The 21,843-nt window shown below is 34.8% G+C and carries 18 protein-coding genes and 1 pseudogene; 17 read left to right on the top strand and 2 right to left on the bottom strand.

Translation table 11 applies throughout. From position 1 onward, the window contains the following. Positions 1 to 4: 4 nt before the first annotated feature. The 5 genes and pseudogenes from HP569_RS07355 to holA all read left to right on the top strand — a co-directional run bounded on the left by HP569_RS07355 (position 5) and on the right by holA (position 5,728). Positions 5 to 754 (top strand): class I SAM-dependent DNA methyltransferase, encoded by a 750-nt coding sequence (locus tag HP569_RS07355; protein WP_182200521.1) that lies wholly within the window; start codon positions 5 to 7, stop codon positions 752 to 754. A 210-nt stretch (positions 755 to 964) separates the two neighbouring features. Next, on the top strand, positions 965 to 1,576 hold the full coding sequence (locus HP569_RS07360) for a helix-hairpin-helix domain-containing protein (RefSeq protein ID WP_182200522.1): 612 nt from the start codon (positions 965 to 967) through the stop codon (positions 1,574 to 1,576). Positions 1,577 to 1,639: 63 nt separating this feature from the next. Then, positions 1,640 to 2,101, top strand: a pseudogene (locus HP569_RS07365) (ComE operon protein 2); the annotation flags it as partial. 31 nt (positions 2,102 to 2,132) lie between these two features. Then, positions 2,133 to 4,397, top strand: a complete 2,265-nt coding sequence (locus tag HP569_RS07370) for a DNA internalization-related competence protein ComEC/Rec2 (RefSeq protein WP_246366989.1) — start codon at positions 2,133 to 2,135, stop codon at positions 4,395 to 4,397. Positions 4,398 to 4,699: 302 nt separating this feature from the next. Then, the gene (holA, locus tag HP569_RS07375; protein ID WP_182200525.1) at positions 4,700 to 5,728 is read left to right on the top strand and encodes a DNA polymerase III subunit delta; all 1,029 of its coding nucleotides are present in this window, start codon (positions 4,700 to 4,702) and stop codon (positions 5,726 to 5,728) included. Positions 5,729 to 5,835: 107 nt separating this feature from the next. On the opposite strand, the gene rpsT is transcribed toward holA, so the two are convergent. Further along, positions 5,836 to 6,102 carry a 30S ribosomal protein S20 gene (gene rpsT / locus HP569_RS07380; RefSeq protein WP_182200526.1) on the bottom strand — a complete coding sequence of 89 codons (267 nt, stop codon included), beginning with the start codon at positions 6,100 to 6,102 and terminating at the stop codon, positions 5,836 to 5,838. 162 nt (positions 6,103 to 6,264) lie between these two features. Here rpsT and gpr point away from each other — a divergent pair, with 162 nt between their 5' ends. The 12 genes from gpr (at position 6,265) to mtaB (ending at position 20,642) form a co-directional block, all read left to right on the top strand. Next, the gene (gpr, locus tag HP569_RS07385; protein WP_182200527.1) at positions 6,265 to 7,365 is read left to right on the top strand and encodes a GPR endopeptidase; all 1,101 of its coding nucleotides are present in this window, start codon (positions 6,265 to 6,267) and stop codon (positions 7,363 to 7,365) included. 109 nt (positions 7,366 to 7,474) lie between these two features. Continuing rightward, complete coding sequence (gene spoIIP, locus HP569_RS07390; protein WP_246366980.1) at positions 7,475 to 8,653, top strand: stage II sporulation protein P; 1,179 nt, start codon at positions 7,475 to 7,477, stop codon at positions 8,651 to 8,653. A 23-nt stretch (positions 8,654 to 8,676) separates the two neighbouring features. Further along, positions 8,677 to 9,003, top strand: coding sequence for a hypothetical protein (locus HP569_RS07395; protein ID WP_182200528.1), 327 nt, complete (start codon positions 8,677 to 8,679; stop codon positions 9,001 to 9,003). A 128-nt stretch (positions 9,004 to 9,131) separates the two neighbouring features. Further along, complete coding sequence (gene lepA, locus HP569_RS07400; protein ID WP_425501840.1) at positions 9,132 to 10,946, top strand: translation elongation factor 4; 1,815 nt, start codon at positions 9,132 to 9,134, stop codon at positions 10,944 to 10,946. 352 nt (positions 10,947 to 11,298) lie between these two features. Continuing rightward, entirely contained in the window at positions 11,299 to 12,444 is a 1,146-nt protein-coding gene (gene hemW / locus HP569_RS07405) for a radical SAM family heme chaperone HemW (RefSeq protein WP_182200575.1), read from the top strand. Positions 12,445 to 12,573: 129 nt separating this feature from the next. After that, the gene (gene hrcA / locus HP569_RS07410; protein WP_182200530.1) at positions 12,574 to 13,596 is read left to right on the top strand and encodes a heat-inducible transcriptional repressor HrcA; all 1,023 of its coding nucleotides are present in this window, start codon (positions 12,574 to 12,576) and stop codon (positions 13,594 to 13,596) included. Between the two features lie 179 nt (positions 13,597 to 13,775). Next, positions 13,776 to 14,330 carry a nucleotide exchange factor GrpE gene (gene grpE, locus HP569_RS07415; RefSeq protein WP_182200531.1) on the top strand — a complete coding sequence of 185 codons (555 nt, stop codon included), beginning with the start codon at positions 13,776 to 13,778 and terminating at the stop codon, positions 14,328 to 14,330. A 30-nt stretch (positions 14,331 to 14,360) separates the two neighbouring features. Next, entirely contained in the window at positions 14,361 to 16,193 is a 1,833-nt protein-coding gene (dnaK, locus tag HP569_RS07420; protein WP_182200532.1) for a molecular chaperone DnaK, read from the top strand. A gap of 195 nt (positions 16,194 to 16,388) precedes the next feature. Then, positions 16,389 to 17,510, top strand: coding sequence for a molecular chaperone DnaJ (dnaJ, locus tag HP569_RS07425; protein ID WP_182200533.1), 1,122 nt, complete (start codon positions 16,389 to 16,391; stop codon positions 17,508 to 17,510). A 64-nt stretch (positions 17,511 to 17,574) separates the two neighbouring features. Next, a complete protein-coding gene (gene prmA / locus HP569_RS07430) occupies positions 17,575 to 18,510 on the top strand; it encodes a 50S ribosomal protein L11 methyltransferase (protein WP_182200534.1) in 936 nt (311 codons plus the stop codon). Between the two features lie 21 nt (positions 18,511 to 18,531). After that, positions 18,532 to 19,284, top strand: coding sequence for a 16S rRNA (uracil(1498)-N(3))-methyltransferase (locus HP569_RS07435; RefSeq protein WP_182200535.1), 753 nt, complete (start codon positions 18,532 to 18,534; stop codon positions 19,282 to 19,284). Positions 19,285 to 19,289: 5 nt separating this feature from the next. Beyond that, positions 19,290 to 20,642 (top strand): tRNA (N(6)-L-threonylcarbamoyladenosine(37)-C(2))-methylthiotransferase MtaB, encoded by a 1,353-nt coding sequence (gene mtaB / locus HP569_RS07440; RefSeq protein WP_182200536.1) that lies wholly within the window; start codon positions 19,290 to 19,292, stop codon positions 20,640 to 20,642. A gap of 115 nt (positions 20,643 to 20,757) precedes the next feature. Here mtaB and HP569_RS07445 read toward each other — a convergent pair whose 3' ends face one another. Beyond that, complete coding sequence (locus HP569_RS07445; protein WP_182200537.1) at positions 20,758 to 21,675, bottom strand: Na/Pi symporter; 918 nt, start codon at positions 21,673 to 21,675, stop codon at positions 20,758 to 20,760. Positions 21,676 to 21,843 lie beyond the last annotated feature (168 nt).

The following is a 21,843-nucleotide window of genomic DNA, read 5'->3' on the forward strand; positions in this document are numbered from 1 at the left end:
GGCGATGGTTTATAACAAAATGGCTACTGTCTATGATCGTTTTATGGATAGCGCACCATACGCGCAATGGGCTTCTTTTACAAAAGAAGTGTTAGATCAAATCAAACCAGATGCAAAAACTGTAATTGACTTAGGGTGTGGAACTGGAACACTAACATTACGATTAGCAGCTGAAGGTTATCAAATGACTGGTGTGGATTTCGCATCCGATATGTTGTCGATCGCAGCGCAGCATGCTGCAGAAGAGGGAACACAAATTCAGTGGCTTCAACAAGATTTAACTACATTGGATGTTGGTAAAACCTTTGATGTGGCAGTAAGCTATTGTGATGTTATAAATTATATTACAACCGAAAGCGATATAAAAAGCGTATTTAAAAATGTATATGAAACCCTCACTGATAGCGGTGTGTTTATTTTCGATGTACATGCCATATCATATGCTGAAAATGTGTTAACAGATAATCTCTTTTCCGAAATAGACGAAGATATGGGATATGTTTGGTTCTGTGAGCCTGGTGAACATATTGGAGAAATGCACCATGATATGACATTCTTCGTTAAAGATAAAGAACAATATGATCGTTTTGACGAACAACATCATCAACGAACGTTTCCTACAGCTACTTATCTAACGTGGTTAAAAGGTGTTGGTTTTGATAGTGTTACGATCTGTGCTGATTTTAATCCAACAATGATTACAGCTGAACAAGCGGATGAATCAGAAAGAGTATTCATTATTTGTAAAAAATAAAACGTTTAATACACGTTTTATTTTTTACAGAATATTTTTAGAAAAATGCAGGAATTACTTATTTTTTGTAGAATATATACGTTAAATGTAAATCAGCCATACTTGCAGTTACTTCCCCCCGATTACCTCATATGATTACATCGTCTTTTCTAGAATTATTTCTCTTATGAATAAAATGATTTGAAAAATATTATAAAGTAGGTGTTGTGTGTGAAAAATTGGATCAAGCACAATTGGTTACTCTCCTGTATTGTTTTACTTGTTCTTTCAGTAGGTATGTGGGAATGGTTTGGCCCGGATAAATCATCAGAATCTAACAATGATTTACAATTAGAAGATACCTCCGTAAATGAACCTACCGACACAAATCAAGAAACATCAAATATAATTATTGTTGATGTAAAAGGTGAAGTTGAAAATCCAGACATTTATCAAGTGTCAGAAGATGAACGTGTAAAAGATGTCATTCTACTTGCTGGCGGTTTTTCAGAGGAAGCAGATTCGAGTAGTGTCAATTTAGCGCAAAAAGTTTTTGATGAAATGGTTATCACTGTTCCTAGGAAAAACAACAATTCAAATCAATCCTCAACATCCTCTTCAACTATTTCCTCAACTGAATCTACCTCTTCATTAGTAAAAATCAATCAAGCAACAAAAGAGGAAATTGAAACACTTCCTGGAATAGGCGCTGTTAAAGCGGAAGCAATTGTACAATACAGAGAAGAGCATGGTTTTTTCCAATCTGTAAGCGATTTAGAATCTATTACTGGAATCGGACAAAAAACAGTAGAAAAATTAGAGCCTCACATCCAAATACCATAAATCATATTGACGGATGTTGTCGTTTTTCTTAAACTGAATAAAAAAACAAGTGGGGTAATTAAAGTGGATAGAATTTCTTGGGATCAATATTTTATGGCGCAGAGTCATCTGTTAGCTTTACGAAGTACATGTGAACGATTAATGGTAGGTGCAACAATTGTTCGAGATAAACGAATTATTGCAGGTGGATATAATGGTAGTGTATCTGGAAGTGACCATTGTATTGATGAAGGTTGTTATGTGATCGATAACCATTGTGTAAGAACAGTACATGCCGAGATCAATGCTTTATTACAATGTGCTAAATTTGGTGTTGCAACAAGTAACGCAGAAATATACGTGACTCATTTTCCGTGTTTACAATGTACAAAATCAATTATTCAGGCAGGAATTAAAGCAGTTTACTATGCAGCGGATTATAAAAATCATCCATACGCAATGGAGTTGTTTAAACAGGCTGGTGTATCCACAGAAAAGGTAGAATTAGAGCAAGTATCAATTGATTTATTACCACAAAATAAAATTTAATTAAAAGGATAGAAGGTATGTGTCACTCATGAGAGGGTATTGGCATCTGTTTGCAATTGCTTCATCCATATCCATTATTGCAATTACATTTAAGAGTTATTTTTTATATGGCTTGATTGTTTTGTGGATATACATATTATATAGGCGTCAACGAATTCAAACTTTTCATGCTTTATTATTGATTGGCTTAACTGTACTCACTTCTTTATATTATTCAACGACAGAAGTGAGTACAACTATTGACTTAAGTCAAGATAGCTTTACTGGTACAATTCCTTCACCAGTTGAAAGAAAGGAAAATCTAACCTCCCTCGTTTTTCAAACTGTAGACAAAACAAACATTCAAGTCACATATTTTGATGATGATGGATCAAATCTGTCACAAACTTGGAAAACTGGGGCGGATTGCCAACTCCAAGGAATACCTCAATCTCCTCAACCTAGTACAAACCCTGGTCAATTCAATTTCCAAAAATACCTAAAGAATAAAAGAATTTCACATCAAGTAATACTGCGTGACTCAAACAATCTCACTTGTAAAGGGGAAAACGCTTTAGAGAAAATATATAATACAAGAAATATCGGAATAAATAACGTAAATGATTCTTTTAGCCAATTTACTTCAAGTTGGATACTAGCCTTGTTTTTTGGCTTTGATGAACAGCTTGATGATCGCATCGTTACAGTTTTCGAGCATTGGAATTTGTCCCATCTGTTGGCTATTTCAGGGTTACATGTTGGGCTGATAACTGGCCTTTTATATTTTCTCTTAGTCAAAACATCGATTTTATCAAAAGAAAAAGCTACATCTGTTATTGTCATTTTTCTGTTTCTCTATCCGTTTATTAGTGGAGGGGCCCCATCTGTTTGGCGAGCATCACTGATGACAATTACTGCAATGACAATGCTGCGATTTCGCAAACAAGGAAGTGTAGTAGATATTGTTAGCATTATATTTTTGGTGTGTGTTTTTTTTGATAAACAACTGATTTATCAGCTTGGATTCCAGTTCTCTTTTCTTGTAACAAGTAGCTTGATTTTATCAAGAAAATGGTTGAGGAGAACATCAAAAGCAAAGTTGATTGTACGCATTAGTTTAATTAGTATGTTTACATTATTACCACTACAGCTATTGCATTTTTACTATATTAATCCTTTTGCTATCTTGCTTAATATTGTGGTTGTCCCATATTATTCAATATTAGTCATGCCGTTTCTATTCCTATTATTGTTCGTCAGTTTCATTTCCCCAAACGCAATAACTTTTTTGGACTTCTTGTTCCAATCCATGCATCAACCAATGCTACAGATCATTACTTCGATCGACACCCACTTGTTTCATCCTTTCGTTATAGGAAAAATACCTCTTATGTACATTTGGATTTATTATGGTTTGCTTATTGTATTGTTTTATTCGATTGAAAAGCATCAAAAAAAATTAATGGTTATCTCCGTTTCTACAGTATGCGTCTTACTTTTATGGTTAGAGTTTCGTCCGTACATAGATGAACATGGTACAGTAACCATGCTTGATGTAGGGCAAGGAGATGCGATTGTAATTGAACTGCCATATCGAGAAGGCATCATCATGATTGATGCGGCAGGAACACTTAAAAAAGACTTTCAAACACCTTCTGACAAAACGTACAAACAAATCATTAATCCTTTTTTGTATAGCAAAGGGATTGATCAAATAGACATCATGTTTTTATCCCATGCAGATCATGATCATATTGGAAGTGTTCCCTATCTACTTAAAAATTTTGATGTAAACCATGTTGTAACAAGTGATTTTTTTGATAAAAGCATGTTACCTAACGCATTGTTACAAAAAACAACATTTCACGTTGCAAGAGGTCAATCGATTGTAGACTATAGAGACTTATCGTTTCAAGTATTACATCCGGTTAAAGATATGAAAAACCGTAATGATAATTCACTTGTACTGCAAGCGAGGATTGGTCAGTTAAATTGGCTGTTTACTGGTGATATTAGTCAAGAAACTGAGCAAGTAATATTAAAGCGTAATCCTAATCTAAAAGTCGATGTTTTAAAGTTGGCTCATCACGGAAGTAAAGATTCCTCAGCGGAACAATTTATTAACCAGTTGAACCCAAAGATAGCCTTAATTTCTGTTGGTAGAGACAACCGTTATGGCCATCCAGCAGAGGAGGTTTTGCAACGATTAAAGAACAGTGAAACTCCTGTTTTAAGGACAGATAGACAAGGTGCAATAATTTATACCTATAAAGATAATGGGGAAACCGGAACATTTTCAACATTTTTACCATAATATATCTTAGAAGAAACCAAGGAGTAAGCGAAAGTAAATCAGTTTATATTTCTAAATGTCATATTCACTTGTGTTTACCTAAGTTAGCAAGACTTAACATGCTTACTTCTCGCTTTTTTGGTCAATCTATACTTGAAAACATCGTTTAATTTGTAGCTGCCTAGGACTACAAATTAAACGTTCATATAGATTGAGGAGGGAGTAACTTCATTACTTCCTCCATTTATTTTAGAAAAATGTACTTGTTTTCTAACTTGATTACAATTAGGATGAATATAGAATTGTAATCAGGATGTGAGTAAATGGATTATTTTAAAGCAATAAAGAAAATAGAGCAAAGGCAATTTCAATCGATTTATTTATTACAAGGAACCGAGTCCTATTTAGTTGAAAATATAGTTAATAAATTGAAGCAAAATGGATTAATGGACAATGATGATTATGCAAATTTTATCCGTTATGACTTAGAAGAAACAACCATACAGGAAGTAATTATGGATGTAGAAACCTATCCTTTTTTTGGAGAACGTAAAATTGTTTTAGCCTACCATCCTGTCTTTTTAACAGCGAAGCCGGACAAGACTGGCTTAACACATCAAATACAGTCTTTATTAGACTATGCCTCAAACCCGGTAGATTATTCAATATTAGTACTTATAGCACCATATGAAAAATTAGATGAAAGAAAAAAAATTACCAAAACGCTTAAGAAGCAAGCAGAAATAATTGATTGTCAGCCAGTGAAAGAATGGGAAATAGATAAATGGATTGACTATTTAGTAAAGCAGTTCCATGTAGGAATCGAAAAAGCAGCCTATGAAACGATAACGAAAGAAACCGGTCCTAATTTAATGTTGTTGGAAAAAGAAATTGAAAAAATGGCCACTTATTTAGGGGGAAATGGGACAATCACTCCAGAAGTAGCAGAAGGATTAGTAGCACATCAATCAGCCACTAATTCAGGTTTCAAACTAGTTGATGCAGTTATTGCAAAACAATTAGGGAAAGCAATTGAAACTTACCAAGATTTATCCAAAATGAATGAAGAAGAAATCGCACTTGTAGCATTATTGGCATCACAATTCAGAACACTTAGCCACGTTAAGACTTTAAAAAAGTCAGGGTATAGTCAACAACAGATGGCACAGCAATTAAAAGTACATCCTTATGTCATTAAAATGTCTCTATCAAGAGAAAAATATTTTACAAAAGAGAAAATTGAATCCATCTTAAATGAATGTGCAAATGCAGATATTAAGATAAAACAAGGATTGATGGATAAGAAGTTAGTGTTTGAATTATTACTTTATCAAATTATTTTTTCGGATTAATTTAACTTATAAACAGAAATCGTATCATATCAAATGTATAAAATAGCAATGAAAAAAAGCTTGTAGAACGCTCTACAAGCTTTTTGTGTTGGTCATATTAAAAGAGATTAAGCTGTAAGCTCATTTACTTTTTTAGTAAGACGTGATTTTTGACGATTACCATTATTTTTATGGATAATCCCTTTTTGTACTGCTTTATCAATTTTCTTAACTGCTTTTTGTAGAGCAGCTTTTGCATCTTCCACATCTTTATTAGCAACAAATTTTTCAACTTGTTTAATGTGTGAACGCATTTCTGTTTTAATAGGTGCGTTATGCGCACGTAATTCGTTGTTTAAACGCACACGTTTAATTGCAGATTTAATATTAGCCATTTTTTCACCTCCACGTTCTCAATTCGAAAACAATTATAGAACAATCGTCATTGTACCAAAGCTTTGGACAATTTTCAATATAAATATAACTTATAAATTGTAGAAACGTATCTTTTTTTAAAATAATGGTAACGATAAGAATAAAAAAAGTGGTGACTACTTATGAATAATGATAACAAAAAATCGTTTTCTATTCGAACAGATTTAGCTGTTGAAGCGAGAGATATGTTTGTTGAAAATAATGAAGTAGAAGAAAAACAATTAGATGGCATTAATATAAAAGAAACAACAAAAGGAAACACTACTATTTCATATGTGAATATTGATCAAGTAGGAGCAGAAAAGCTCGGTAAAAAAGCCGGTAAATATATTACGATTCATACAGAAAGTGTGAAATCTCAAGATAGTGAAGAACAAAATAAAGCCGCAAATACATTTTCAGAAGAATTAAAGCTTCTATTAGAACAAGAAGGGATCCTGGCGAATGCAACTTGTTTAATTGTAGGGTTAGGAAATTGGAATGTGACTCCAGATGCACTAGGGCCCATGGTAGCAGAGAAAGTTCTTGTTACAAGCCACTTATTTGCACTTCATCCAGAAACAGTGGCTGAAGGATATCGTCCCGTTTCTGCTATTACACCAGGAGTAATGGGAGTAACAGGAATTGAAACGAGTGACATCATACAAGGTATTGTTGAAAAACAATCACCTGATTTCATTATTGCGATTGATGCTCTAGCATCACGATCCGTTGAACGAGTGAATGCTACTATTCAACTTGCTAATACAGGAATTCATCCAGGATCTGGCGTTGGAAATAAAAGAAAAGAGCTAAGTAAAGAAACATTAGGAATTCCAGTTATTGCGATTGGTGTACCAACTGTTGTAGATGCTGTAACAATTACGAGTGATACGATTGATTATGTTTTTAAGCATTTCGGTAGAGAATGGAAGGAAAAAGATCGACCATCAAAGAGTCTTGCACCTGCTAGCATGCGTTTTGGTAAAAGAACACTAACAGAAGATGATTTACCAAGCGTTGAAAAAAGAGAAGCCGTTTTTGGGATGATGGGTAAACTGGATGAAGCAGAAAAGCGTGCCTTAATCTCAGAAGTACTGACACCTCTAGGACATAACTTGATGGTAACACCAAAAGAAGTTGATGATTATATGAAAGATATGGCGTATCTTATTTCTTCAGGCTTAAATGCAGCGATTCATGAGACAATCCAAGTTGAATCAACTGGCTTTTACACTCGATAGTATACAAATAAAGAGAAATGCTCACATTTTAATTAAACATAAGTTCTACTTTTCCATACTCTATCATAATATCTAGTAAAGTTGATAGAACAGTGGGAGAGGAATATTTATGAATTACCTTAGACAACTATGTCGTTCCATAATGCGCAATCTATTAGGCCATTTACGTAGAGGCACAATATGGATTATCTTATTGGGATTATTATTTGTGAGTATAAGCTTTGTTACAACCATTAAACCCGCTTATCAATTGTCCTCTTCTATTATTACGAATTGGACAAGTCAAATCGATCAATCTGTATTCATTTATCTGTTTAGAATGGAAAATAAACAGTATAGAAGTAATATTTATTCAGATGGACCAGAAGAATTAAGTTGGTCAGATTTATTGCTTGAATTTGCAACAAACATAAGAATAAATGATGTTCGAAGTTTACTCGGTAGGGAAATCCCCAATTTTTATGCATATGATCAGAAAATCATTATCGCAGGAGAAGGAACAGATTACACGGATTTACCAATTGAATCTGCACCTCCACTAGAAACAGTATTAGAAAACAGAAATGCATCATTAGAAGAGGATTTACCTAATGAAGATGATTCAAAGACACCAAATGTAGAGAAAACAACTGGTGATAGGAAAGTAGTTTTTTTGTACAATACACATAACCGAGAGTCCTTTCTTCCTCATTTAGATGGTGTGAAGGATCCGAATCAAGCATTTCATGGTGAAGTCAATATTACAAAGGTGAGTGACCGACTGGCTAAGAGCTTGCATAAAAATGGTATTGGTGCCCAAGTAGATCACACTGATTTCATGAGTGTATTAAATCAAAAGGGATGGGAGTATTGGCAATCCTATGACGCTTCACAGCCAGTTGTGAAAGAAGCTTTAGCTAATAATAAAGATATCACTTATGTGTTTGACTTACACCGTGATAGCAGGAGAAGAACCGATACGACAAAAACAATCAATGGAGAGCAATATGCAAGTTTATTCTTTGTTATTGGTTCTGATTATAGTAATAATAGTAAAAATGTGGCACTGGCTACATCACTGCACGAGAAGTTAGAAGAGAAGTACCCGGGATTAAGCAGAGGGGTAACACAACAAGGTGGAGCTGGTAATAACGGGGTATATAATCAGAATCTATCAAAAAATGCTATTCTGATTGAATTTGGTGGTGTGGATAATACGATGACAGAGCTTTATCGTTCGGCAGATGCTTTAGCAGAAATTTTTGCTTCTTATTATTGGGAGGCTGAAGCTGTTCAAAGCCAACAATAAATAGGGATGAGGAGAATAAAATAATGAAAATGCTCGTTTATACTTTATTAATTACTGTTGTATTTTTAACTGGTATAATTTTAGGGACAACTAATAAAAATTTCTCTGTTCATGCACCAGAAAGACAAGAGGTTGTTTCAGATGAAGCTAGACAAGAAAATCTTTCAATTGTTAATGAGAAAAAAGAAGAAGAATTGAATGTTGATCAGCGAACAGCAACAATGGTTCAGCAACCAGTGGAAAATAAACCGGTTTTTGAAAAAGCAGCATTGATTATTGAGGAAACATCTGTATGGGTATACGATCAGGTGATTCAAGTAGCATATTACATTTCAGAGATTTTTATTTGAATCAGATTAAAAAGAATTAAATTTAATGAAATAATCGCACCTATTCAGTTCGAAAATAATTGAATCATCATGTTTTCACTGCTATAATCAATCCTAGTATTGTGCTCGACAAATAGGAGTGAATGAAATTGCCAAAAAATAGAGATCAAAAACGAGTTCGAAACTTTTCGATTATTGCACATATTGACCACGGGAAGTCAACATTAGCAGATCGGATTTTAGAGAAAACCAAAGCTTTAACACAACGTGAAATGAAACAACAATTTTTGGATGCGATGGACTTAGAGCGTGAACGTGGTATTACTATTAAGCTAAATGCAGTCCAATTAAAATATCAACATCATGACGATGAAGAGTATATTTTTCACTTAATTGATACTCCGGGACATGTTGACTTCACTTATGAAGTATCTCGAAGTTTAGCCGCATGTGAAGGTGCTATCCTTGTCGTGGATGCTGCTCAAGGGATTGAAGCTCAAACATTGGCAAACGTCTACTTAGCGCTTGATAATGATTTAGAAATTATTCCAGTAATTAATAAAATAGATCTACCAGGTGCAGATCCAGACCGAGTGAAACAAGAAATAACTGATGTAATCGGAATAGATGGAGAATCGGCTATTCTTGCTAGCGCGAAAGACGGAATCGGTATTGATGAAATATTAGAAAGAATTGTTGAAGATGTACCACCACCATTAGGTGAGCAAGAAGAACCATTAAAAGGATTAATCTTTGATTCCCTGTATGATTCGTATCGTGGCGTCATTGCATATGTATGTATTAAAGAAGGATCTGTAAAGGTCGGAGATAAAATTAAAATGATGGCGACCGGCAAAGAATTTGAAGTGAACGAAGTGGGCGTGTTTACACCTAAGCCACATCAATTAGATGTTTTATCGGTTGGTGATGTTGGTTATCTTACTGCATCGATAAAAAATGTTGGAGATTCGCGTGTTGGGGATACGATTACATTAGCAAATCGACCGGCTAAGGAGCCATTACCTGGTTACCGTAAATTAAACCCAATGGTATTCTGTGGACTTTATCCAGTCGATGCAAATAAATACAATGATTTGCGAGAAGCATTAGAACGCCTCGAATTAAATGATTCTTCTCTTCAATATGAAGCAGAAACTTCCCAAGCATTAGGGTTTGGTTTCCGTTGTGGTTTTCTAGGCTTGCTTCATATGGAAATCATTCAAGAAAGAATTGAAAGAGAATTTAATATCGATTTGATTACGACTGCGCCAAGTGTAATTTATCAAGTAACTCAAACTGATGGAACGGAAATATCTATTGATAACCCGTCATTCATGCCAGACAATCAATCCATTCAAGAAGTTAGTGAACCATATGTAAAAGCTTCTGTAATGGTACCGAATGATTATGTTGGCTCAGTAATGGAATTATGTCAGAAAAAACGTGGTATTTTTCAAAATATGGAGTATTTAGATGATAATCGAGTGAATGTGATTTATGAAATTCCTTTATCTGAAATTGTTTATGATTTCTTTGATTCATTAAAATCACAAACAAAAGGTTATGCCTCTTTTGATTATGAAATTATTGGCTATCAACCATCTAATTTAGTGAAGATGGATATTTGGTTAAATGGGGATACGATCGATGCACTATCCTTTATCGTACACCGTGATTTTTCTTACGAACGTGGTAAGCAAATCGTAGAAAAATTAAAGAATTTGATTCCGAGGCAACAATTTGAAGTGCCAGTACAAGCTGCAATTGGTAATAAAATTGTAGCGCGTTCAACAATCAAAGCAATGCGTAAGAATGTTTTGTCTAAGTGTTATGGTGGAGACATTTCACGTAAACGTAAGCTACTAGAAAAACAAAAAGAAGGTAAGAAGCGCATGAAAATGGTTGGTTCGGTTGAAGTTCCACAAGAAGCTTTTATGGCTGTTTTGAAAATGGACGAAGATTAATCAATTGTCTAACAAACAATGAATAAGTATTACAGTCCCTTTAAGGCTAGTAGTTTGCATACTACGAAATGTGGCCTTGAAGGGATCTTTATTTTCATTCAAAGGGATGCTGCCTTATATAATGTTAAAAGCCATCAGTAGTAGGCTTTTTGAAAATATGTTAAAATATTTGTTGTTATTTGCATTATACAATATGTTAATCAGTTATACCTTGAATGATACATTTTTTAACCCTTGTCACATTATCCGACAAGGGTTTCGGTTATTATGAAACAAGTAAAGTTCGTGACAACGTATAACTTTTTATCTTAAAATACACTGTATAAAATTTTTGAGGAACAAGGTGAGCGATATGATATCATCCGTATATATTCACATCCCTTTTTGTGAAAAAATATGTCATTATTGTGATTTTACGAAATTTTTTTATGAAGAGAAAATGGCAGATGACTACTTAATTGCATTAGAAAAAGAAATCTCTGCATATATTGACACACCAAAGCAGCCAATGCGTACGATATTTGTTGGAGGAGGAACACCTACTGCGTTAAATGTAAAACAGCTAAAAAAATTATTATTGACGATTGAGCATTATTTTGATGTGAGTAATGTAGAGGAATATACCTTTGAAGCAAATCCTGGTGATCTAGACGAAGAAAAAATAAAGTTATTAGTAGCGTATGGTGTGAACCGAATATCTATGGGAGCGCAGGTTTTTGATGATGCGTTACTTGAGCATTTAGGTAGGTTGCATCGAGTGAAGGACGTATATAAAAACGTTAATGATCTTAAGAGGAATAACTTAACTAACATTAGTATTGATCTAATGTATGGATTGCCAAACCAAACACTAGAAGGGTTTAGTCGTTCCTTACAAGAAGCACTATCTTTTGATTTACCTCATTATTCATCGTATTCATTGCAAATTGAGCCCAAAACAGTCTTTTATCAACGATATAATAAAGGAAAGCTTCAAAAACCACCAGAAGAAACGGAAGCCGCGATGTATCATATGTTGATTGAAGAAATGGAGAATATGGGGAAATTCCAGTATGAAATTAGTAATTTTTCTGAGAGGAATTTTGAAAGTAAACATAATCTAACGTATTGGGATAACAGCTATTATTATGGTTTTGGAGCAGGAGCAAGTGGGTATTTACCAGGAGAAAGAATCATTAATTTAAGACCCTTTCCTGCTTATGTTAAGCAAACGAATGAAACAGGAAAGCCTGTACTTCATGCTGAACCAATAGGTAGAAAAGAACAAATTGAAGAGGAGCTGTTCTTGGGCTTACGTAAACAAACAGGCGTTCGATTTAAATCTTTTAAAGAAAAGTATGGTTTAGCACTAACAGATATATATAAAGAAGAGTTGAATTATCTTAAAGCAAAACAATGGCTCATTCAGGATGATGAAGGAATAAGATTAACGAGGAATGGTAAGCTATTTGGTAATGAAGTGTTTCAAGCATTTTTATTAGATAATGACCCAACCTAAATGATTGTTTAAAAAGAATAATTATTTTAAATAAATTCAAGCATTCGCATTGACATTTACAATCTGTTTTGATAATTTAATAATAGATTTAGCACTCGGACGATAAGAGTGCTAACAGAGGTGATCATCATGCTGTCTAAACGACAATTATTGATTTTACAAGTAATTATTGATGAATTCATCCAGACTGCACAACCGATAGGATCGCGTGCAATTTCAAAAAAGGATGAAGTCACGTTCAGCCCTGCTACTATTCGTAATGAAATGGCTGATCTTGAAGAGATGGGATTTATTGAGAAAACACACTCTTCTTCAGGTAGAGTTCCATCTGAAAAGGGATACCGTTTTTATGTGGATCATCTATTATCGCCTTTTCATCTATCAAAAACAGAAATGCATGTCATATCTAACACTTTTGAAGAAGAAATGTTGGAATTTGAACAAGTCGTTCAAAAATCAGCCAAAATTTTGTCTGAACTTACGAATTACACGTCAATTATTTTAGGTCCAAAAGTGTATGAAACAACATTAAAGCAATTAGAGATCATTCAATTATCACCACATCTTGCGGTTGCTATTCTTGTAACAAATACTGGTCATGTAGAGCATCGATCTTTTTCAATTCCAACTGAAATTGAACCAAGTGACCTAGAGAAGTTAGTTAACATGCTGAATGAACGATTAAAAAATGTTCCAATTATTCATTTGCATGATCGACTTAAAAAAGAATTAACTGTGTTAATGCACAAATATATGAATGATTTTGATCTTGCCTATCAATATTTAAAAGCAGCTCTATTCGATGAACAGCCTGTACAACTATATGTGAGTGGGATTACGAATATATTACTTCAACCAGAGTTTAAAGATGTAAGTAAAATTCATTCTCTTTACTCTGCGATGGAGCAAGAAGATGCAATGGCTGACATGTTAAGGTCTTACAAAAATGGTATTCACGTATCCATTGGGCAAGAAAATATTATGGATGAAATGCAAGATTGTAGTTTAATCACTGCCAATTACTCACTTGGCAATCAGCAATTAGGTACCATCGCATTGCTTGGACCAACACGGATGGAATACGCTAGAGTGATTTCTCTATTACATGCATTATCTAACAGGATGTCACATACGTTTCACTCCTGGTTTTGATAAAGATAAAGCTGAAATGCGTTATCAAGGTTTTTTTTATTTTGAAGGTTAAACTGCCTTCCAATTGATGATGAATGTGACGAAAGAATAAATGATTCCGCTGAATAACTTTATTTCGAGTCTTATTCATGATATATTCAAAAATGTTTGATTGCAAAGAACTAGAGGAGGTGACAGTCATGGAAACCAACAAAGAAAAAATGGATGAACAAGAGACTGTTGAAGAAGTAGTAGAAGCAGATCAAGAACTAGTTGATGAATCACCAGAAGATGAATCAACTTCTAATCAAGAAATGGAAGCATTACAAAAAGAAAAAAATGAACTATATGAAAAAATGCTTAGAATTCAAGCAGAATATGATAATTTTCGTAAAAGGACGCAAAAAGAAAAAGAAGCTGATCGTAAATACAGGTCACAATCACTTATAACTGAGTTATTACCTGTAGTAGACAACTTCGAGCGCGCGTTAAATACGGAAGTACAAGATGACAGTACAAAGTCATTTATAGAAGGTATGGAAATGATCTATCGTCAATTCAATCAAGCTTTGTTAAATGAAGGTGTCGAGGTCATTGAGACAGTCGGTACTGAATTTGATCCTAACTACCATCAAGCAGTAATGCAGGTTGAAGATGATCAATATGATTCTAATATTGTAGTGGAAGAGCTACAAAAAGGATATAAATTAAAAGATCGGGTAATACGCCCAGCAATGGTAAAAGTAAATCAATAGTTACATATTGTAAGAAGGAGGAAGCAAATCATGGGAAAAATTATTGGTATTGATTTAGGTACAACAAATTCATGTGTTGCAGTAATGGAAGGTGGAGAAGCAAAGGTTATTCCAAACCCGGAAGGAAACCGTACAACACCGTCAGTTATTGCATTTAAAAATGGTGAAAGACAAGTAGGGGAAGTAGCAAAACGTCAAGCGATTACTAACCCTAATACAATTCAATCAATTAAAAGACATATGGGTACAGATTATAAAGTAGAAATAGAAGGAAAAGAGTATACGCCACAAGAAATTTCCGCTATTATTTTACAACACATTAAATCTTATGCAGAAGATTATTTAGGTGAAACAGTAGATAAAGCTGTAGTTACTGTTCCTGCATATTTTAATGATGCAGAGCGCCAGGCAACAAAAGATGCTGGTAAAATTGCTGGACTAGAAGTGGAACGTATTATTAACGAACCAACAGCTGCAGCGCTAGCATATGGTATCGATAAAGGTGACCAAGATCAAACGGTATTAGTTTATGACCTTGGTGGAGGTACTTTTGATGTATCTATCCTTGATATTGGTGAGGGAACATTTGAAGTAGTTGCAACTGCAGGTGATAATCGCCTTGGTGGGGATGATTTTGATGAAGTAATCATTGATCACATGGTTGCAGAATTTAAAAAAGAAAATGGTATTGATTTATCTAAGGATAAAATGGCAGTTCAACGTTTGAAAGACGCTGCTGAGAAAGCGAAAAAAGATCTTTCAGGTGTAACGCAAACACAAATTTCATTGCCATTTATTACAGCTGGTGAAGCAGGACCATTACACCTAGAAATGAACTTAACACGTGCTAAATTCGATGAACTTTCTTCAGACTTAGTAGAGCGTACAATGGGACCAACGCGCCAAGCGTTGAAAGATGCTGGAATGAATCCAAGCGAGATTAACAAAGTATTACTTGTTGGTGGTTCTACTCGTATCCCTGCAGTACAAGAAGCAATTAAAAAAGAAGTAGGTCAAGAACCTTCTAAAGGTGTAAACCCTGATGAAGTAGTTGCACTTGGTGCGGCAATTCAAGGTGGTGTCTTGCAAGGTGATGTAAAAGATGTTGTACTTCTTGATGTTACACCATTGTCATTAGGTATTGAAACAATGGGGAATGTAACAACAAAATTAATTGAACGTAATACAACAATTCCAACAAGTCATTCACAAGTATTCTCAACAGCAGCTGACAATCAAACAGCAGTTGATATTCATGTACTACAAGGTGAGCGTGAAATGGCTCAAGACAACAAGACTCTTGGACGCTTCCAATTAACAGATATTCCACCAGCACCACGTGGTGTACCACAAATTGAAGTATCATTTGATATCGATGCTAATGGAATCGTGAATGTTCGTGCGAAAGATCTAGGAACAAACAAAGAGCAATCTATTACGATTAAATCATCTTCTGGTCTTTCTGATGAAGAAGTAGAACAAATGGTAAGAGATGCAGAGGAAAATGCTGAAGCAGATAAAAAACGTCGTGAAGAAGTAGATCTTCGTAACGAAGCAGATCAACTTGTTTTCCAAACAGATAAGACAATTAAAGATTTAGGTGAGCAAGTATCTGATGAAGAGAAACAAAAAGCTGAAACTGCAAAAGATGAACTAAAACAAGCGCTAGAAGGCGAAGATTTAGATGCAATTAAAGAAAAGAAAGAAGCATTAGAAGAGCAAGTGCAAGCTTTATCAGTGAAGTTGTATGAGCAAGCACAACAACAAGCGCAAGCTGCACAAGGTGAAGAAGGGGAAGCATCTGATGATGTAGTAGATGCTGACTATGAAGAAGTTAATGAAGATGAGGAAGACAAAAAGTAAGTAAAAGATTTAATAAACAAACTTGTAGGAAGAGTCAAAGTCAGGTTTCACTTGGCTTTGACTTTTCCTCTGTTTAATCCCTTTAATATCAACTAACTTCTATCATGCATCTCCTCTAAAAGCAATTTGCTCAAAGTAGAGTTTCAATGTTATGATAAAATCTATGCAAAGAAGAGTCGGGAGAGTGATCATGCAGTGAGTAAAAGAGACTATTATGATGTACTTGGTGTCTCTAAAGAGGCAGGAAAAGATGAAATAAAGAAGGCTTATAGAAAACTAGCAAGAAAATATCATCCAGATGTAAATAAAGAAGATGATGCAGCAGATAAATTTAAAGAAGCTAAAGAAGCTTATGAAGTTTTAAGTGACGACCAGAAGCGTACACAATATGATCAATTCGGTCATGCAGGCCCACAAGGTCAAGGATTTGGTGGTTTTGGTGGTGCAGAAGACTTCGGTGGTTTTGGTGACATTTTTGATATGTTTTTTGGTGGTGGACGCCGTCGAGATCCTAACGCACCAAGACAAGGCGCGGATCTACAATATACAATGGTGTTAAACTTTGAGGAAGCCATCTTTGGGAAAGAAACGGATATTGAGATTCCAAAAGATGAAACATGTGAGACCTGTGATGGATCTGGTGCGAAACCAGGTACAAAACCAAAAACATGTAGCCAATGTAATGGTAGTGGACAATTAAATGTTGAACAAAATACACCGTTCGGACGTGTTGTAAACAAACGTGTATGTAATCAATGTAATGGAACAGGAAAAATCATTCCAGAAAAATGTACGACATGTGGTGGCGCTGGAAAGGTTAAAAAGCGTAAGAAAATCCATATTAACATCCCTGCTGGAATCGATGATGGACAACAAATTAGAGTTGCTGGCCAAGGTGAACCTGGAGAAAACGGAGGCCCTCCTGGAGACTTATATGTTGTCGTTCAAATCAGATCACATGAATTTTACAAGCGTGATGGTGACCATGTTTTCTGTGAAATGCCAATTACGTTTGCACAAGCAGCACTAGGCGATGAAGTGGAAATCCCAACTGTACACGGAAAAGTAAAACTTAAGGTGCCTGCAGGAACACAAACGGGTAAAACATTCCGACTAAAAGGAAAGGGTGCTCCTAATGTTCGTGGATATGGTCACGGTGATCAGCACGTTAAAATTCGTGTCATCACACCGACTAATTTAACGGATCGCCAAAAAGAATTATTGCGAGAATTAAATGAAATCAGTGGTAATAAACCTACAGATGAACATGAAGATTCTTTTTTTGACAGAGTGAAACGCGCGTTTAAAGGAGAATAGTTATTTAATCTGTATAAAGCAATGCAACAAAACGAAATAAATCATTAGAAATGAGTTGATTCACTTGAAATGGTCTGAACTATGCATTCATACGACTAATGAAGCAATTGAGCCGATCTCAAACATTTTACATGAAGCAGGGGCAAGCGGAGTAGTAATTGAGGACTCAGAAGATTTAGATAAAGATCGTCCGACAGATTTTGGTGAAATGTATGAATTAGATCCTATTGATTTTCCTGAACAAGGTGTATTATTGAAAGCTTATTTACCTATGAATAGTTTTTTAGGTGAGACGGTTGATCAGATCAAACAAGCTATCAATAATTTATTACTTTATGATATTGACCTTGGTACAAATCAAATTACTTTAAGTGAAGTAAATGAAGAGGAATGGGCAACGGCTTGGAAAAAATACTATAAACCAGTTAAAATCTCTGAAAAAATAACGATAACGCCGAGTTGGGAGGATTATCAACCCGTTTCTAGTGACGAATTAATTATCGAGCTTGATCCTGGTATGGCTTTCGGAACCGGTACACATCCAACTACCGTATTAAGTATGCAAGCTTTAGAACGTTATTTAAAGCCAAATGACACTGTAATAGATGTCGGAACAGGTTCAGGTGTTTTAAGTATTGCTTCTGCACTTCTCGGTGCTCAGCGTGTAGCTGCTTATGATCTTGATGAAGTGGCAGTTAACTCGGCTCGAATTAATACGAAACTCAATAAAGTTCATGATAAAATTCAAGTGAAACAAAATAATTTGTTAGACCATATTGATGAAAAACCGGATCTGATTGTTGCCAATATCCTTGCTGAAATTATATTGCGTTTTGAAAAAGATGCTTATCAATTGTTAAAGCCTGAAGGAATTTTTATTACATCAGGTATTATACAAGCAAAGAAGGAACAAGTAAGGCAAGCATTGATAGATGCTGGTTTTCGAATAATTGAAATAAATCAAATGGAAGATTGGATTTCTATTATTGCGCAAAAGTAAAGCAGAAGGTAGGTAAATCACGTGCAACACTATTTTGTTCCCGCTGATCAATGGACTGCTAGCGAAGTGTATATTACCGATGATGATTTACACCATATCTCTCGAGTCATGCGAATGAAGCAAGGAGACCAAATTATTTGTAATCGGCCAGATGGTCAAACTGCAATTTGCTCTATTTTAGACATCACAGAAAATCAAGTTGTAACAAAAATTGTTAAGTGGTTAGAAACTAATGTAGAAATGCCTGTGAAAGTTTCGATTGCTCAAGCGTTTCCCAAAGGTGATAAATTAGATTTGATTTTACAAAAAGGGACTGAATTAGGCGCAGTTGATTTTTTCCTTTTTCATGGTGCTCGTTCTATTGTAAAATTAGATAGTAAGAAAGTAGATAAAAAACTTCAACGCTATCGTAAAATAGTCAAAGAAGCTGCTGAACAATCACATCGCAGCTTGCTACCTAACGTGCAGGTTATATCAAGTTTTTCTGAATTGTTAAAGCAGGCAAATACATTCGATCATAAGCTTGTTGCTTATGAAGAAACGACACGATCAGAAAAAAGTGATAAGCTACATGTAACCTATCAAAAGGTAAAAGAAGGACAATCTATTTTTATTTGTATAGGACCAGAGGGTGGATTTTCTGAATCAGAAATAGCTACATTAAAAGAGCATGATTTCACCTGTATTCGTTTAGGTCCTAGAATTCTTAGAACAGAAACGGCTGGATTATATGCGTTGGCTAGTCTCTCATATCATTTTGAAGAAATGGAGTGATCTTTATGCCTACAGTGGCATTTCATACATTAGGTTGTAAGGTAAATCATTATGAAACAGAAGGAATTTGGCAAATTTTTCAACAACAAGGCTATGAACGAGTTGAATTTGATCGTGAGTCAGATGTTTACGTAATTAATACATGTACTGTTACAAATACAGGTGATAAAAAAAGTCGTCAAGTTATTCGTCGAGCAATTCGTAAAAATCCAGAAGCAGTTATCTGTGTAACAGGATGCTATGCACAAACCTCACCTGGGGAGATTATGGAAATACCAGGAGTGGATGTTGTTGTCGGTACACAGAATCGCGAAAAAATGATTGAGTATATTGAAGAACATCAAGAGACACGTTTGCCGATTAATGGTGTATCTAACATTATGAAGAATCGTGTGTTTGAGGAAATGGATGTTCCGGTATTCTCAGATAGAACGCGAGCTTCTTTAAAAATTCAAGAAGGCTGTAATAACTTCTGTACATTTTGTATTATTCCTTGGTCTCGTGGACTGCTTCGTTCAAGAAAGCCTGAGAATGTGTTAGAACAAGCCCAACAATTAGTTGATGCAGGGTATAAAGAAATTGTATTGACTGGTATTCATACTGCTGGATATGGGGAAGACATGAAAGATTATAACTTTGCCGATTTATTGCGTGATCTTGAGCACAAAGTAAATGGATTAAAACGTATTCGGATTTCTTCTATAGAAGCTAGCCAAATTACGGATGAAGTGATTCAAGTGTTAGACGAATCAGAGAAAATTGTTCGTCACCTACATATTCCATTACAATCAGGTTCAGACACAGTGTTAGAAAGAATGCGCCGTAAGTATTCAAGCGACTTTTATAAGCAAAAAGTCGATCGAATCAAGCAAGCGTTACCTGGACTTGCGATTACATCTGATGTTATTGTAGGGTTTCCGGGAGAAACAGATCGAGAATTTCAAGAAACCTATGATTTTATTAGAGAAATAGGTTACTCGGAGCTTCATGTATTCCCATTTTCTAAACGTACGGGTACTCCGGCAGCTAGAATGGACAATCAAGTAGATGATGAGGTGAAAAACGAACGCGTACATCAACTTATCGAGCTGTCCAATCAACAAGCAAAAGAGTATGCGTCCCTTTATGAGGGAGAAGTATTAGAAGTTATACCTGAAGAACATGATGAATCAGATAATAACCAAACGATGCTAATTGGTTATACAGATAACTATTTAAAAGTTAGATTTGCAGGAACAACTGATATGATTGGTGAAATTGTACGTGTGAAAATAACTCAAGCTGGTTATCCATTAAATGAAGCAGAATTTGTTCGCGTAATGGATGGGCCTGCTAGAAATCAAACGGTTAGTGTTTAATGATGCAAATCAGAAAAATATAAATAAAGTAAATATAAACAAAAGATCATTCTAATAGTGTGAATGATCTTTTGTTTATATTATTATGCTGTTTAATAGATGGCATAGATTGAGGTTAATACAATCTATTTCGAAGATGCTTCTCTAAAAAAGGTATAAAAGGTAATACGATGATGACAGAGAAAATATTAAACAGAACGGCAGCATGTGCTAGTTGACTTACACTATTTGATGCTAATTGTTCACCGATAGAAGTAACCAGTGATAAGAATGGAACAACGATCAACACAGTGAATATATTAAAGATGGTATGAGTGATAGCCACTAATTTAGCTTGCTTTGATGTACGAATAGAGGCTATTAAAGTTGTTACACAAGTACCAATATTTGAACCTAACATAATGGCAATAGAAGCAGCCAAAGAAATGATCCCTTCATGTAATAGGCTTGCAGTTAAAGCAAAGGTGGCACTAGAAGATTGAATAATTGCACTAACAATAATACCAATAAGCAATCCGAATTCTGGAAATGTATGTGTGGTTGAAAATGCATATTTTAATGAAAAACTATCATTAATTAAGGGCATTAGAGATTGAAAGCCGTCCATCGCAATAAATATATTTCCTAACCCTAAAAGAATACAGCCAATATAAAAAATGTTCTTTTGATTAATAAAAACAAACACAATTCCAATAAATAAACTAATGTGAAATGGGAATACATCCCCTAGAGTCAGTAATTCTCCAGTGATTGTTGTACCAATATTAGCACCAAGAATAATTCCGATTGTCTGTTTAAATGTTAAAATCCCTACAGTAACCATACTAATAGTAATGATTAAAACTACCGAGCTACTTTGTAAAATAGCCGTAGCGATTGTTCCGACCATAATACTTCCAAACAAATGATTCGTACTAGAAGAGATCCAATTCGTTAGCTTTGACTCTGCATAAAATTTCATACCAGTTTGTAATAAGCGCATCCCTATAAAAAATAGCATAATAAATACAAATAACAATGAAATTAGTTCCACTATAGTTCACCTCTAATTAAACTATATGGACATGCCCTAGCAAACATGTTAATAAATCAATGAATAATAAAACAAAAAGTTGACCTACAAAATTCCTTATATTATAATATCAAAGAGACATGTGTAGAGGATACATATGTCGTAACAAATGGTTGATGCTCCGGAGGG

This window comes from Paraliobacillus salinarum, from assembly GCF_014083865.1.
In the GTDB taxonomy this organism is placed as follows: domain Bacteria; phylum Bacillota; class Bacilli; order Bacillales; family Amphibacillaceae; genus Paraliobacillus; species Paraliobacillus salinarum.